We start from the raw sequence: 14,708 nt of genomic DNA, 5'->3' as shown, positions 1-14,708 counted from the left end.
TCCAGCCGAAGCTCCGGTGAGCTATGTCGTGACCGCCGTGGTGGCCGCCCGGTCGGTGAGCAGGTCGTAGATCGGGCGTGATCCGACAGCGATGGCGACCAGCAGCGCCGTCGCGCAGGCACCGAGCATCGGCGGTAGCTGGTTCGTGCTGCCGGTCAGCTCGGTGGCGAGGATGAGTCCCGTCACCGGCGCCTGGACGCTGGCGGTGAAGAACGCGGCCATCCCGATGAGGGCTAGGGCGGCCGGGCTGGGCGCGGACTGCGGTGCGAGGTGGGTCGCGATCAGGCCGACGAGCAATCCCACGTCGGCGCCGAGTACGAGCATCGGGGCGAACAAGCCGCCGGGCGTTCCTGCGGCATACGACACCACGCCCAGGACGAACCGCAACACCAGCACTGCGGTGACGGCACCGATGGCGCCGTGGCCGAGCAGCGCCTCCTGGGTGAGGAGGTCGCCGCCGCCGGCCAGGTCAGGGGAGAACCAGACCAGGCCCCCGACGCCTGCGCCGATGAGGGCGGCGCGGACTTCGACCGGCCACCGGCTGGTGTCGGCGGTGCGGAGACCGAACATGATCGCCTTGTTGTAGAGCACGCCAAGGACTCCGGCGAGGACGCCGACGGCCAGCACCCACCCCGATCCCGCCAGCTCTGGATCGGCCAGGGGTGGCACCTGGAATTCGCTGCCCGAGGTAACGAACGGGACGGCCGCCATGAAGCCGGACGCGGACGCGATGAGGGTGGCCACCGTGGTGCGTGGATCGAAGCGTTTGACGAGCTCCTCCAGCACGAACACCCCGCCGGCGATCGGCGCGTTGAACGCCGTCGCCAAACCCGCGGCCGCTCCTGCCGCGGCGAGAATGCGCAGGTCAGCCTGGGAACGGCGGGTTGCTGCGGCCACGATGATAGCGATGGATCCACCCATCTGTACCGATGGCCCTTCACGTCCGAGGGCCAGGCCGGAGCCGAGTGACAGCAGGCCGCCGACGTACTTGATGGGCAGGATTCTGAAGCGGCCCGGCTCGGCGCGGCCGGCGACGACGGCCTCGACCCGGGGAATACCGCTGCCTTCGGCGTGCGGTTCGACGCGCCGGACCAAGGCCGCAGCCGCCGCCGTGCACACCGCACAGATCACCACGACGACGATGGGGCCCCACCAGCTTCCGTGCGACCACTGCGACAGCGATGCGCGCCACTGCGCCGCGTAGTCGAGCAGTACCCGGAAACTGCCTGCGGCCAACCCCGTCAGCGCACCGACGACCGCCGCGGCGAGGACGAACCCGACGATGTTGCCGGCGCGTCCCTCGGCCATCACAGTCCACCGCGCGCGACCAACTGCGCTGCGATCACATTGCGTTGGATTTCATTGGTGCCTTCACCGACGATCATCAGCGGAGCATCGCGGAAGTAGCGTTCGACGTCGTATTCGGTGGAATAGCCGTAGCCGCCGTGGATTCGGACGGCGTTCAGCGTGATCTCCATGGCGATCTCGGACGCGAACAGCTTGGCCATGCCGGCCTCCATGTCGCAGCGTTCGCCGCTGTCGTAGCGTTCGGCGGCGTAGCGCGTCAGCTGGCGTGCCGCCGTCAGCTTTGTGGCCATGTCCGCCAGATAGTTGCCGACCGACTGGTGCTGCCAGATAGGCCGGCCGAAACTCTCGCGCTCCTGGGCGTACTTCAGGGCGTCGTCCAGCGCCGCGGTGGCGACGCCGAGCGCTCGTGACGCGACTTGAATCCGTCCTGTCTCAAGGCCTTTCATCATCTGCCCAAACCCCTTACCGGGCTCGCCGCCGAGGATCGACGACGTCGGAGCGCGGAAGCCGTCGAATGTCAGCTCGCAGGATTCGACGCCTTTGTAGCCGAGTTTTGGGAGATCGCGCGACACCGTCAGGCCGGGTCCGTGCTCGACGAGCACCACCGAAATGCCTTTGTGCCGTGGCACTGCGGTGGGATCGGTCTTGCACAGCAGCGCGATCAGGCCACTGCGGCGGGCGTTGCTGATCCACGTCTTTGCACCGTTGATCACCAGGTCGGTGCCGTCCAGCCGCGCGGTGGTCGACATGTTCTGCAGATCCGAGCCGCCGCCGGGTTCTGTCAGGGCCATCGTGGCGCGCAGCTCGCCGGTTGCCATGCGCGGCAGATACGTGTGTTTCTGCTCCTCGGTGCCGTACAAGCCGATCAACTTGGCCACGACGGTGTGGCCGCCCATGGCGCCGGCCAGGCTCATCCAGCCGCGTGAGAGTTCTTGTGTGACTTCGACATAACACGGCATCGACACCGGCGAACCGCCGTACTCCTCGGGAACGGCCAGTCCGTAGATGCCGATCTGCTTCATCTGGTCGATCCACGCCTCGGGGTAGGCGTTGGTGTGTTCGACCTCGCGCACCGTGGGCTTGACGTCCCGGTCGATGAACGCGCGGACGGTCTCGACGAGCATGACCTCTTCGTCGGTCAGGTGAGTGGACACGGGCACTACCTTGCCAGGTGGTGCCGCGCGAGAAGCCCGTCTACCTAGGCGAGGTCCCGATGCGCGGCCTGCTCGACGAACAATGGGACGAAGTCTCGGACCGCGTGATCGTGAAAATCGGCATGAATGCGGCGCACGACAGCCGTCACGGTCCGTGGGTCGATGTTCGGGTAGGTGATGGTCAGCTGCGCTACCAGCGCGTCGATGGCGGCGTATTCGGCGGCCCGCGCGGTCGCCGGGTCCATGTGGGCCTCGACGTCGGCCCGGTTGGTGGCCTGATGCTCGATCGCGAAAGCGTCGAATGCGGCGATAACGCGCTCCGGCGCGGCATCGGGATGCTCGCGCGCCAGTGTGTCGATCGCAATCCAGCAGGTCGGGCCCAGAATCGTGGTGGGTGGCGGCCGGTGTCCCCGCGTGATGGCCGCGGTGAGCAGGTCCCGGAAGGTCTGCTCCGTGAGGCTCGTGGGTTCTTCGGACATGACAGCGACTGTACGGATCGTTGGTTACCGCCAGGCGACGCGCGCGTGAGATCGGCTTTTCGTCACCGCTGCGGGACAGCCGAGCCCGTCAAGGTTCGGGCGCATGTCGAGGTGATCAGCGCAGCACCGCACCAGGGTTGAGGATGCCCGCCGGGTCCAGCGCGGCTTTGATGCGCCGGGTCAGCGCCATGACGTCGTCGCCCACCTGATCGGGCAGCCAGTCCCGTTTGAGGCGGCCGACGCCGTGCTCACCGGTGATGGTGCCGCCGAGCCCGATGGCCAGCTCCATGATGCGGGCGAACGCCCGTTCGGCGCGGTCGGTGGCGTCGGCATCGGTGGGGTCGTACACGATGATCGGGTGGGTGTTGCCGTCCCCGGCGTGCGCCACCAGATAAATCTGCACATCGTAGGTATCGGCAATGTCCTCGATCCCGGTGACCACCGCGGGCAGTTGCGGTATCGGTACGCCGACGTCCTCCAGCAGCAGGCTGCCGAGCTTCTCCACCGCGCCGAACATGCCCCGGCGGGCTGCGGTGAACGCCGCGCCCTCGGCCGGATCGTCGGTGGCGAAAACCTCGGTGGCGCCACATTTCTCGCAGTTGGCGATCATGGTCGCCACTTCCTCGGCCGCCGCACCCGGGGCGTCGGACTGCATCAGCAACATGGCTCGGGCGGAGCGGTCCAGACCCATCCGCATGGCATTCTCGACGGCATTGATGCTCGCGTGGTCCATGAATTCCAGCATCGCAGGGCGTATTTCGCCGGTGATGGCCACGACGGCGTTCGCGGCGTCCTCGACCGAATTGAACAGGGCGACCACCGTCGAGGCGGGTGGCTGGGCGGGAATCAAGCGCAGCGTGAGTTCGGTGATGACGCCCAGAATGCCCTCGGACCCGATGAACAGCTTCGTCAATGACAGTCCCGCAACATCTTTGAGCAGCGGGCCGCCGAGCCGCAGCGCGGTGCCATCGGCCAGCACGACCTCCATCCCGAGCACGTAATCACCGGTGACGCCGTACTTCACGCAACACAAGCCGCCCGCGTTGGTTGCGGCATTGCCGCCGATCGAGGATATGTCGATGGACGACGGATCCGGCGGATACCACAGGCGGTGTTCGGCGGCCGCACGTTTGACCTCGGCGTTGGTCAGGCCCGGCTGCACGACCGCGGTCCGGGTGGCCGGGTCGATCCGGATGTCGCGCATGCGTTCGGTGCTGAGCACCACTGATCCGTCGATGGCGTCGGCGCCGCCGGACAGGCCTGAACCCGCTCCGCGTGGCACCACTGCGGTGCGGTGCTCGGATGCCCACCGCAGCACCTGCTGAACGTCAGCGGTACCGGCGGCACGCACCACGGCGAGCGGAGTGCCGGCTTTCGGGTTGGCCGCCGAGTCCCGGCGGTAGCGCTCGATGATGTCCGGGTCGGTGATCAGCGCGCCATCCGGTAGCGCAGCGGCCAGACGGTTCAGTGCAGCGTCGTGCATCGTCGGACTGTATCGAGCCGGCAGCCGTCAGCGGACCGAACGGGTCGGCTGGGCGGATTTGTCGACTGCCAGCGTGAGCACGGCCGCGGGCCTACGATTTGCCCGTGCTGCTCACCGAGGGTCAGGTTTTCGCCGGTTACACGATCCGGCGAAAATTGGGCGCGGGCGGAATGGGCAGCGTGTACCTGGCGTCGCATCCGAGGCTGCCGCGACTGGATGCCGTGAAGGTCTTGCCCGCCGAGCTGACGTCGGATCCGGAGTACGGCCCACGGTTCATGCGGGAGGCGGACGTGGTGTCCACGTTGTCGCACCCCAACATCCTCGGTGTCCACGACCGCGGTGAATGCGACGGCCAGCTCTGGATTTCGATGGACTACGTGGCCGGGACCGACGCTGCCCGGCTGCTGCGTGACCACTACCCATCAGGCATGCCGCCGGAGGTCGCGCTGCCGATCATCACCGCCGTCGCCTCGGCACTGGACCACGCACACCGGCGCGGGCTGCTGCACCGAGATGTGAAGCCGGCCAACATCTTGTTGGATGCCGAGACGTCACGCATCTATCTCGCCGACTTCGGCATCGCCCGGCCGATGAACGACGCGTCCGGTCTGACCGCGACGAACATGGCGGTGGGGACGGTGGCCTACGCCGCGCCGGAGCAGCTCCGGGGCGAGGCGATGGACGGCCGTACTGACCAATATGCCCTGGCGTGCACCGCATTCCAGCTGTTGACGGGGAATCCGCCGTACGCCGACAGCAACCCGGCGATCGTCATCACCAAACACGTCACCGCGCCCGCGCCCTCGCTGGGGGAGCAGCGCCCCGAACTCCGCGACCTGGACCCGGTGCTGGCCCGGGCGATGTCGAAGACACCCGCCGGCCGCTTCGCCAGCTGCGGCGAATTCGCGGAGGCCCTCCAACAGCAGGCCACCCGGCCGGTGCCGTTCGCGCGCAATGAGTTCCGCGGTCAGCCGACCATGGCTGCGCCCGCCGTACCCCAGCTGAATCCGCCGCCGCAGTTCAACCAACCAACCCAGGTCAACCCCCAGACAACTCGTTCCTCACGACCGGGCGTGCTGATCGCGGTGCTGGCGGTGGTCGCCCTGCTGGTCGTCGCGGGCGGGGTGTTCGCCGGAGTGAAGCTGCTCGGGCGCAACGATCATCCCGCCGCGAAACCGGCTGTGCCCAGTCCGACTGCCACCGCGGCGGGCACCGGTTTCAGCGGCAGATACCGCGCCGAGTACGGGCCGGCCACCGATCTGGAAGGCGTGGCGATACCGGGCGGACCGGCGATGACGGGTGATTGGGACGTGCGGTCGTCATGCGGGTCCAACGGGTGCATCGCCAATGCGTCGTATACCGGCAAGAGTGGCGTCGTCCTGGTCTCTAATCTGACCTTCGACCAGGTCGCCGGCGACTGGGTCGCCGTGGCAACGGGTTCGGTGCAGTGCAGCGACGCGATGAGCGGGAATGTGGCACCCACCGAGGCTTGGGTGGTGTTCACCCTCACACCCAAACCGGACGGCACCCTGGCCGGGGAAACGACGCGGGCCACCGCCAACGGGTGCAGCAGCGTCAAGCGGACGGTGACGTTCACTCGCACGGGCGACGGTGAACCCAGCCGGGTGCCTGACCCTGCCACCCTCCCGCCGCGTGTGAGCTCGACGGCGTCGACGCTGCACGGGCGGTATCACGAGAACATCACCTACACGAACGGTGGCTTCCCGCCCGGATCGCCCGATCTTCAAGTCCGCACCCAGTGCCTGCGGACTGGTGATCGGTGCATCAGCGAGTTCCATGCACCCGATGGCGTGGTGACGCTGGTCTTTGCCAATGGCAAGTGGACGCGCGCCGACGAAGGCACCGTCGCATGCGCCAAGGGCGGCACCACACACATCAAGATCGCCGCTGAATATCCGCTACCGACACAGCTGGTCGATCCGATCCCGTCGCTCGAGGGGCGGGGTACCAACACCTCGACCGGCGGGGAGTGCCAGGGCGGTGACTTCACCGACAAGTTCGTTCGCACAGGAGATTAGCGGCAACCTGTCAGGTAGTGCGGATCGCGAGGTAGATCGGTGCGGCCCGAATTAAGCTGAGCCAGCTAACTCGTTCGCCCAGACCATCCGGGCGCCGCGTGGTGACGACTTCTCGGGGAGCTGACCATGGCTGAGCCGCCGGTGATCGAGGTCCGCGAATGGGGCAGGCCGGCCCGCCGATTGACCCTCAGCAGGCCGTTGTTGTTCGGGCGGGAGTGCGACGGCATCAACCTCGCCGACGGTGAGGTGTCCCGGCGCCATCTGCGGCTGGTGCCGACCCCGACGGCGCTGTCGGTCGTCGACCTCGGCAGCAGCAACGGCAGCACCGTCAACGGCGTGCCGCTGTCCGGACGGGGCACGCTCTCGACCGGCGACGTGATCCGGTTGGGCCGCACCGAGATCATCGTGCTGCGCGCGCCGAAACCGCTGTCCGCGGATCAACCGCCTGCCGCCGCCGGCCACGACCCCACGCGGACCATGCGGGTGGTGAAACTCGTCGAGGTCCCGGTACCGGCCGCCGCCGAGACGGGCGCACCGAGGGTGCGACTGGCCGAGCGGGCGCTCGGTATCGATCCCACCGGAACCAGAGATCTGTTTCCGCCGTACACCGAACTGCCACATCGGATTTCGCGCCGGGTGTGGCAGGCCGTCCGGGTCGGCAGCGTGCTGGTCTATGTCACGGTGGTGGTGGCGCTGTTCGTGCGGCCGGCTGCCGGACTGTTCGCCTTCTTCCATGTCATCGTGCCCCTGTGGCCGGCGCTGTTCTTCATCGCGCCCGGTGTCTGGCGCAACGTCTGCCCACTTTCGGCGTCGAATCAACTACCCCGCGTCGCCGGGTTCAGTCGAGCTGCCACGGCGCCGGGGTGGTGGACGCGCAACGGCTTCCTGATCGCCGCGGCCCTCTTCTTCGGCATCGCCGGGGCACGGCTGGCCGGCCTCGACCGCAACGGCCCGTCGATGGGCGTGGTGCTGGCGGTTCTCATCGCTTCGGCGTTCGCCGGTGGGTTCCTGCTCAAAGGCAAGAGCGGCTGGTGCTCCAGCATCTGTCCGCTGCTGCCGCTACAGCGCACCTACGGCCAGACGCCGTACGTCACCTCACCGAACAGTCACTGCGAGTCCTGCCTGGGGTGTGCGAAGAACTGTTACGACTTCAAGCCTCGGGCGGCGTGGCAGGCCGACATGGCGGATCCAGACCCGCGGTGGAGTGCGCCCCGTGTGCTGTTCGCGGCCGCGTTACCGGGATTCATCATCGGCTTCTTCACCGTGCATGCCCAGCAGGGCGGGACGGTGACCGAAAAGTATGGTGTGCTTGCGCTTTTCGTGCTGGTGAGTGTCGGCCTCTGCTACGTGCTGCAGGCGGTCACGCCGTTGAGCCAGGCGATGCTGACGGCGGGGTTCGCGGCGGTGGCCATCAACGCCTACTACTGGTTCTCCGGTCCCATCCTCACCGACTCCCTCCGGCAGCTCACCGGCATCGACGCGCCCTGGTTGCGGTGGCCCATCACCGTGGTGATCGCGGTGCTGACGCTGTGGTGGTTGGCTCGCACCCGGGTCAGTGAATTGCAGTTCGCCTACGTCACCGGCGCCCGGTCGGCGCCGGTCCTGTTGAATACGCCGACGATGCCGGCCGGCGCAGATGGCGCTGCCGCCGAAAGCAGTGCTGCGCGAGTGCGTTTCGAGTCGGGGCCTGAGGCTGTCGGGGCCGACGTCGGGATGAGCCTGCTCGACGTCGCGGAAAGCAGCGGGCAGGCGATCGAGGCCGGCTGCCGGATGGGTGTGTGCGGTGCCGACCCGGTATCGATCGTCGACGGGATGGGGTGCCTGTCGCCGGCCGAGGCCGACGAGCTCAAGACCCTCAACCGACTGGGGCTCGGCAAGTCTAGCCGCATGGCCTGTTGCGCCCGGATTCAGGGCGGCGACGTCACGGTTTCGCTGACTCCCGAACGTGCCGACACCGCGGCAAGCAGGCCGGTCCGCTACGACCGCTCGATCGTCAGCGTCGTGGTGATCGGCAACGGCATCGCGGGCGTGACCGCCGCGGACTTCCTGCGTCGCGGGCACCCGGATTGCGAGATTCACCTGGTGGGTGCCGAACCGCACGGCCTGTACAACCGAATGGGCATCTCCCGGCTGGTGTACGGCCGGTCCGCGATGCAAGGGCTGTACCTGCTGCCGGAGCAGTGGTACGACGAGCATGGTGTCACCGCATGGCTGAACACGTGGGCGACCGGCATCCATTTGCGTTCGCAGGTGGTGCGTTTGGGCACCGGGGAGGCGCTGCCCTACGACCGGCTGATCCTGGCGATGGGTTCCAGCGCCGCCGTGCCCGACACCCCCGGGCTGAACCGGCCCGGAAGTGTCGTACTGCGGTCGGCTGCCGACGCGATGCGGATCCGCGCGTACGTGCAGGAGCGCCGGGCCCGGCACGCGGTGGTTGCCGGTGGCGGCCTGCTGGGGCTGGAGGCGGCTTACTGCCTGCATCAGCTCGGGCTGCGCGTGACCGTTCTGGAACGCGGCACCCGGCTGCTGAGCAAGCAGATCGACGCGCGCTGTTCGCAGCTGGTGGCCGAGCACTTCGCCCGCGCGGGAATCAGCATCGCGCACAAGGCGGAAACAGCAGAAGTCCGCGGCGATCCCGCAGTGACCGGGGTGCGACTCAAAGACGGCCGCATCCTGTCGTGCGAGGTGTTCCTGGCCGCCACCGGTATCCGGCCCAACATCGAATTGGCCAGAGACGCGGGCCTTCCCGTCGGCAAAGGGGTATTGGTCGACGACCGGATGCAGACCCGCGTGCCCGGCGTCTACGCGGCCGGTGACGTGGCCGAGCACGGTGGCCGGGTCCTGGGCCTGTGGCCCGTCGCGACGGAACAGGCCGAGGCGGCTGCCGTCAACGCACTGGGCGGGGACCGTACCGTCCCCGTCGAGACCCCGCCCACCATCCTCAAAGGTGTTGACTTGGAGCTGTTTTCGATCGGTCCTGTCGATCCGGCGCCGGGCGATGAGGTGGTGGTCATCGATCGGCCCGGCGTGCCGTCCTACCGCAGGCTCGTGGTGTCGCAGGGCCGTGCCGTCGGCGCCACCGTCCTGGGGCACCACCCGGCCGACCTCGCGGCCGCGCAGAAGGCGGTCCGTGAGCGGCGACCCGTCGGACCGGCGGCCCTGGAGGTGCTGCGGATGGGCAACTGGGGCGTCCTGTCCGAACCCGACCGGCTGGCCTACTAACTCGGCACGGATACGTCGTAGGTGAGGATCTTCTGGCCGATGCGCAGGTAGCAGCCGGGGTTGAGCTCGACGGGCTGGTCACCGATCTGCGTCCAGTTCTGGTCTCCGGGCGCCGCGATGAAAGTGCCGCCGGCGGTGCGCGCGTCGCGCACCATCACCATGCCGCCGTTGACCGTCACGTAGGCATGCACCCGGGACACCTGCGGATCGTCGGGCAGGCTGATGGGTGACGCCGACGCGTTGCTCACCGCGGGGTCGAGCAGCGGATTGCGGCCGATGATGTATGCGCGGTCCAGGGGATACACAGCACCGTCGTCGGCGATCAGCGCCCCCGTGACCGGGCGGCCCCGGGTCGTCGCGGCCACCTGTGCCGGTGCCTGCGCCGCGGCGGGGCGGACGACTCGTGACTGCAACACGAAGCCTGCGCCGGGCACCACGCCGGCGACGAGGTCCGTATCCGCACACGGCACGAATGTCGTTGCGGCCGTGCAGATCGTGATCCGGTCGAACCACGGGGCGACGGTCTCGTCGACCACGGGCCGGCTGCCGCCGCTGACTCTGCGGTGACCGCCTCCGGCCTCGATATCGGCGATCACCTCACCGTGCACGATCAGGTGCAACGCGTCGCCGGTAGGCACAAGCGCCCCGAAGTGCGGCACGGCATCCGACGCCGGTCCGGTCGTCAGGGCGGCGAGTGCCTGGGGTAGTGCCGACGGATGGCCGGTCGAGGTGAGCGTCTGTATCAGAGGCCGGGCCCTGGTGGGGTCGGCGATGTACACGAGCACGTCACCGTACCGGGCGACCAGACCCTCGCCGCGACCGATGGCCACGCAGTGCCGCTTCTGTTCCACCTTTGTCGCCGCCTCGGTAGTTTGCCGCAGATGCTGATGATAGGTCAGCGTCCAGGCCCGTGCCACGGGGCAAATGGGTAGAGTCGGGGTACCGATGGGGGTGAGCAACCATGCGTCATCGAGGAACGGATCTGCCTCCGGGGCCCAGGCTGCCGGCGGCAGCTCAGGCCGCGTTGCTGCTGCGGGACTGGCCCGGTTTTGTCGCCAGATGCGAACGGCGATACGGCACGATGTTCACCTTGCGGATCGCATCCATAGGCACCGTCGTCTATCTGACCGATCCCGACCACATCAAACAGGTTTTTGCCGGCGATCCGCATACTTTCCATGCGGGCGAAGCGAATTCGATGCTGATCGGGCTGGTGGGCGAGCACTCGGTGCTTGTCGTCGACGACGAGGTGCACGCGGACCGGCGGCGGTTGATGCTCACACCGTTCACGCGCGGCGCTGTCGACCGGCAGACGGCCGCCATGGCGGCCATCGCTGCGGAGTCCATCGAGAACTGGCCCGTCCGAACAGAATTCGCGGTGGCACCGCACATGTCGGCACTCACACTCGAAGTGATCCTGCAGACCGTGATCGGCGCGACCGCTCCGGACCGCCTGACCGCGTTGCGCACGGCGATGCCGAAGCTTCTGGATCTGAACTGGTTGGCGGCACTGGCGATCGCGCGGCCTTCGCTGTACCGCGTATGGCCGTGGACCGTCGTGCGGAAGCGGTTGGCCGAAGCCGACACGCTGATCTACGCCGAAATCGCCGAGCGGCGGGCCGACCCGATGCTGGCCCGGCGCACCGATGTCCTGGCAATGCTGATCCGGGCAGCCGATGAGGACGGCCGGCACATCACCGATCGCGAACTGCGCGACCAATTGATGACGCTGCTGGCCGCCGGTCACGACACCACCGCGACCGCCCTGTCCTGGACGCTGGAACGACTGACGCGGCACCCTGACATCCTGGACAAGGCGGTGGCGGCCGCCCATGCGAGTGCCACCGGGGATCCGGCCGGCGACGAGTACCTCGACGCTATCGTTCGGGAGATTCTGCGGATCCGGCCGGTGGTCTACGACGTCGGCCGGGTGCTGACCGAGCCCGTGGAGATCGGCGGATACCGGCTGCCCAAGGGCGTGATGGTCGTGCCGGGCGTTGGCCTGGTCCATGCCAGTGCCGACCACTACGTCGACCCGGAGCGTTTCGACCCGGACCGGATGGTCGGCACCGCCCCCGGGCCGACCACATGGCTACCGTTCGGCGGCGGGAACCGCCGCTGCCTGGGTGCGACGTTCGCGCTCGTTGAAATGCGGGTGGTACTGCGGGAAGTGTTGCGCCGAACGGAACTGCAGACGACTACCGCGACGAGCGAGGGCCAGCGGCTCAAGCACGTCACACTGATTCCCGACCGCGGCGCCCGAATCACCGTCCGCGCGCGGCACCAGGTTTCAGGGGCGGCCGGTACCTCGCCGCCCAGATGCCCGGTCGCGCCGCACTGAGCCCGGAACAGCGCCGTGTCGTCAGGCGATGAGCGCGCGGATGGCGTCACCCGAGAGGTCGAGTTTCGGCAGGAACCTCGGTGGTGTGCCGGTGCCGGAGAGATCGGCGACGGGCAGTTCGGTGAGGGTAGAGGTGAGGATCGCCGTCACGCCTGTGGTGTCGGCGTGGGTGTGCAATTGGTCGACGAGGTCGAACCCGCTCTCCTCGCCGAGGTGCACATCCACCAGTGCGACGTCCGGTTGGAGGCTCTCGACGGTGTGCATCCCGTCCGACACCGACTGTGCCGTGCCGATGACCTCGATGCCACCCTGCTGCAGGAGCGCTGTCGCGGCGGCCAGGTAGTCGGCATTGTCGTCGACGATGACGCAGCGCAGAGATCGGCGGTTCGTCATGTATTCCATTGTCGCTGACCGATGCCGGCGAGGCATTCCTGCTAGCCGGTATCTGTGGCGGCGGCGACCGCGTCGTCCAGCGGCATCTCGGCGAGCAGTGTGGTACCGACACCAGTGGTGCTCGACAGGCGCAGCTTGCCGCCGAGTGCGGCCACGCGGTCCTCGAGACCCACCAGTCCGCTACCGGCGTCGAGAGCGGCGCCACCGACGCCGTCGTCGGCAACCGAGATGCGCAAGGACGTGGCATCGGTGTCGACATTCACGGTGACCACGGAAGCCTGTGCATGCTTGGCGGCGTTGGTGAGAGCTTCGGCGACGGTGTAGTACGCGGCGATCTCGACGGCTTGCGGCAGTCGTACCGGGACGTCGACGTGGACCTCGACCGGCAGCGGCGCCCGACGGCCGAGGTCGCGCAGCGCGGGACGCAGCCCGCCGCGGGACAGAATCGCGGGATGTACCCCGTGCGCCAGCTCGCGCAGCTCGTCGCTGGCGGTGCGCAGGCCGTCGCCGATCCCGGCGATCCTCGACCGGAGTTCGGCGGGATCCTCCGGAACCGCCATCTGCAGGGTGCGGACCTGCAGGGCCAGGGTGACCAGACGCTGCTGCGCGCCGTCGTGCAGATCACGTTCGATGCCACGGCGCGCATTGTCCGCGGCGGTGACGATCCGGGCGCGCGATGCCACCAGCTCGGCGCGGGCGTGGGCGTTCGCGATGGCCGTGGCGATGAGTTCGGCGAAATCCGTCAGGCAGGCTTCGGTGTCGGCCGGCAGGGCGCCCGGACCCGGTGTGCCGACAATCATTGCGCCCCAGAGCTGTCCATCGACCGTGACGGGTACGCCGACGCACGCTTGCAGACCGAGGTCGCGGACGAGCGCCGCCGTCGAGCCGCCGGCATCGTCGTGCGTGTCCATGCGCGCCGGGCGCCCCGTTGTCCGGACCATGGCGATGACGTCGTCACCGTCGAGGGGGAACGTGGTCCCGACGGATATGGCCGCGAGCCCCGGCTCGTCATGTGCGGCAACAAGAGTCGCGGTGCCGTCCGGTTCGTAGCGGACGAGCCCGGCGTTGCGGACGTGTAACACGGCGGCGGCCTCGTCGGCCACGCTCGACAGTACGTCGGCCGGTGAGGTGCCCTCTGCGATCAGGGTGGCAATGCGCCGCAGCGCTCCCTGCTGCTCGGCGAGTTCGCGCACCCGCTCGGTGGCTCCGGTCGCGACCTGCCAGCTTCGGTGCGCGTCGCGGGCACGGATACGCAGTTGCCAGCCAAGCACATTCGCGAGGCCGGCGACGGGGAGAAAAACCGACAGTGTCAGCACATCGATCGGCTTGAGGGGCAGGAGCGGGCCGCCGTCCAGATGCACCTGCAGATAGGCGAAGGCGCTCGCGGCAGTGGTCAGCAGGGACAGGCCCAGATCCCAGCCCGCGCTCATGATCAGCACCCCGAACATGAAGACGATGGCGTAGGTGCCGTGCGGCGGGGGATCGCGCAGCACTCGCACCAGGGCGACCTCGGCGGTGATCAGCCCCGCGGCGACCAGCAGCCCGACGTACCACGGTGGCGTGGCGACAGCGGGATTCCATCGTTCCGGATTCATCCGCCGCCTCCCGCCTGGTCACGTGTTCAGTCAACGACCCTAATCGCGGTCAGGACGGTATCGGCGGTGACTGGCTGGACCGGAGCGTCAGAACGACTGGTCGACGTGGCCTGCGGGCGCGTTCGAGTTGTGTTCGCCGTTCTGGTACTGGCTGTGGGTATCGGTGCCGTTGGGGACGGTCGGGTTGGTGTCTGCGGCGGCGACCGGCGCCACCACGAGTGCCCCGCCGACCGCGGCGATGGACAACCACACGGTGACGCGCTTGAGGGTGTTCTTCATGATCGGTGCTCGCTTTCGGCTCGGTGGGTGGGGTCAGGGTCAGGTCAGTGGTTGCGGAACAGCAGGAATCCGTAGTCGCCGCCGAAGGGCTGCTGCAATTGGCCTGCCTGCTGGGCGGCCGGACCCGGCGTCGCCACGATCTGGGCGTTGCCGTTGCTCTGGGTGACGGTGGCTCCTGTGGGTAGGGTGGCGGCCGCCGCGGTCGGTGCGGCGACGATGGCCAGCGCGGCGGCTGCCGTCGCGGCCAGCGGGATGATCCGGGTGCGAGTGATATGCATTGTCCTCTACCAGCTTTCGGTGTTCAGGTGACTTCGGTTGGCCGTGTTCGGCTGGTAATCACATTGCTCCGGAATGTCGTCCCCGTCGTCACTGCCAGCGCCCAATTCAGCGGTAGGGCTAGCTGCTATGCGAGCCG

At 68.3% G+C, this 14,708-nt stretch carries 12 protein-coding genes; 3 read left to right on the top strand and 9 right to left on the bottom strand.

The window, feature by feature from the left end:
* Positions 1–21 precede the first annotated feature (21 nt).
* From AC3WTE_RS11555 to AC3WTE_RS11540, 4 genes are all read right to left on the bottom strand, one after another.
* Positions 22–1,308: a ClC family H(+)/Cl(-) exchange transporter gene (locus AC3WTE_RS11555; protein ID WP_492437594.1), complete on the bottom strand. Its 1,287-nt coding sequence runs from the start codon at positions 1,306–1,308 to the stop codon at positions 22–24.
* On the bottom strand, positions 1,308–2,462 hold the full coding sequence (locus tag AC3WTE_RS11550) for an acyl-CoA dehydrogenase family protein (RefSeq protein ID WP_492437593.1): 1,155 nt from the start codon (positions 2,460–2,462) through the stop codon (positions 1,308–1,310). Before AC3WTE_RS11550 ends, AC3WTE_RS11555 begins: the two co-directional genes overlap by 1 nt.
* Before the next feature lie 44 nt (positions 2,463–2,506).
* Entirely contained in the window at positions 2,507–2,941 is a 435-nt protein-coding gene (locus AC3WTE_RS11545) for a three-helix bundle dimerization domain-containing protein (protein WP_492437592.1), read from the bottom strand.
* Positions 2,942–3,056: 115 nt separating this feature from the next.
* Positions 3,057–4,424: an FAD-binding oxidoreductase gene (locus AC3WTE_RS11540; RefSeq protein ID WP_492437591.1), complete on the bottom strand. Its 1,368-nt coding sequence runs from the start codon at positions 4,422–4,424 to the stop codon at positions 3,057–3,059.
* 104 nt (positions 4,425–4,528) lie between these two features.
* On the opposite strand from AC3WTE_RS11540, the gene AC3WTE_RS11535 reads away from it, so the two are divergent.
* Positions 4,529–6,463 (top strand): serine/threonine-protein kinase, encoded by a 1,935-nt coding sequence (locus AC3WTE_RS11535; RefSeq protein ID WP_492437590.1) that lies wholly within the window; start codon positions 4,529–4,531, stop codon positions 6,461–6,463.
* Between the two features lie 126 nt (positions 6,464–6,589).
* Entirely contained in the window at positions 6,590–9,685 is a 3,096-nt protein-coding gene (locus AC3WTE_RS11530; protein WP_492437589.1) for an FAD-dependent oxidoreductase, read from the top strand.
* On the opposite strand, the gene AC3WTE_RS11525 is transcribed toward AC3WTE_RS11530, so the two are convergent.
* Entirely contained in the window at positions 9,682–10,602 is a 921-nt protein-coding gene (locus AC3WTE_RS11525) for an FHA domain-containing protein (protein ID WP_492437588.1), read from the bottom strand. The genes AC3WTE_RS11530 and AC3WTE_RS11525 overlap by 4 nt on opposite strands.
* Before the next feature lie 44 nt (positions 10,603–10,646).
* On the opposite strand from AC3WTE_RS11525, the gene AC3WTE_RS11520 reads away from it, so the two are divergent.
* A complete protein-coding gene (locus AC3WTE_RS11520; protein ID WP_492437587.1) occupies positions 10,647–12,026 on the top strand; it encodes a cytochrome P450 in 1,380 nt (459 codons plus the stop codon).
* 21 nt (positions 12,027–12,047) lie between these two features.
* Here the strand turns inward: AC3WTE_RS11520 and AC3WTE_RS11515 are convergent, their stop codons facing one another.
* The 4 genes from AC3WTE_RS11515 to AC3WTE_RS11500 form a co-directional block, all read right to left on the bottom strand.
* A complete protein-coding gene (locus tag AC3WTE_RS11515; protein WP_492437586.1) occupies positions 12,048–12,419 on the bottom strand; it encodes a response regulator in 372 nt (123 codons plus the stop codon).
* Between the two features lie 41 nt (positions 12,420–12,460).
* Positions 12,461–14,014, bottom strand: coding sequence for a GAF domain-containing sensor histidine kinase (locus AC3WTE_RS11510; RefSeq protein ID WP_492437585.1), 1,554 nt, complete (start codon positions 14,012–14,014; stop codon positions 12,461–12,463).
* A gap of 87 nt (positions 14,015–14,101) precedes the next feature.
* A complete protein-coding gene (locus AC3WTE_RS11505) occupies positions 14,102–14,293 on the bottom strand; it encodes a hypothetical protein (RefSeq protein WP_492437584.1) in 192 nt (63 codons plus the stop codon).
* A gap of 44 nt (positions 14,294–14,337) precedes the next feature.
* Positions 14,338–14,571 (bottom strand): hypothetical protein, encoded by a 234-nt coding sequence (locus tag AC3WTE_RS11500; RefSeq protein ID WP_138230931.1) that lies wholly within the window; start codon positions 14,569–14,571, stop codon positions 14,338–14,340.
* Between the last annotated feature and the right edge of the window lie 137 nt (positions 14,572–14,708).

The organism is Mycobacterium sp. FW102-FHT13B02, assembly GCF_058790275.1.
The sequence above is the reverse complement of the archived record's forward strand: the minus strand, read 5'-3'. Positions and strand labels throughout refer to the sequence as shown.

Bases quoted from the DNA above. Each gene is read 5' to 3' on its own strand.
- AC3WTE_RS11555 (WP_492437594.1), bottom strand. From the start codon at position 1,308: ATGGCCGAGGGACGCGCCGGCAACATCGTCGGGTTCGTCCTCGCCGCG.
- AC3WTE_RS11545 (WP_492437592.1), bottom strand. From the start codon at position 2,941: ATGTCCGAAGAACCCACGAGCCTCACGGAGCAGACCTTCCGGGACCTG.
- AC3WTE_RS11540 (WP_492437591.1), bottom strand. From the start codon at position 4,424: ATGCACGACGCTGCACTGAACCGTCTGGCCGCTGCGCTACCGGATGGC.
- AC3WTE_RS11530 (WP_492437589.1), top strand. From the start codon at position 6,590: ATGGCTGAGCCGCCGGTGATCGAGGTCCGCGAATGGGGCAGGCCGGCC.
- AC3WTE_RS11520 (WP_492437587.1), top strand. From the start codon at position 10,647: ATGCGTCATCGAGGAACGGATCTGCCTCCGGGGCCCAGGCTGCCGGCG.
- AC3WTE_RS11515 (WP_492437586.1), bottom strand. From the start codon at position 12,419: ATGACGAACCGCCGATCTCTGCGCTGCGTCATCGTCGACGACAATGCC.
- AC3WTE_RS11510 (WP_492437585.1), bottom strand. From the start codon at position 14,014: ATGAATCCGGAACGATGGAATCCCGCTGTCGCCACGCCACCGTGGTAC.
- AC3WTE_RS11505 (WP_492437584.1), bottom strand. From the start codon at position 14,293: ATGAAGAACACCCTCAAGCGCGTCACCGTGTGGTTGTCCATCGCCGCG.
- AC3WTE_RS11500 (WP_138230931.1), bottom strand. From the start codon at position 14,571: ATGCATATCACTCGCACCCGGATCATCCCGCTGGCCGCGACGGCAGCC.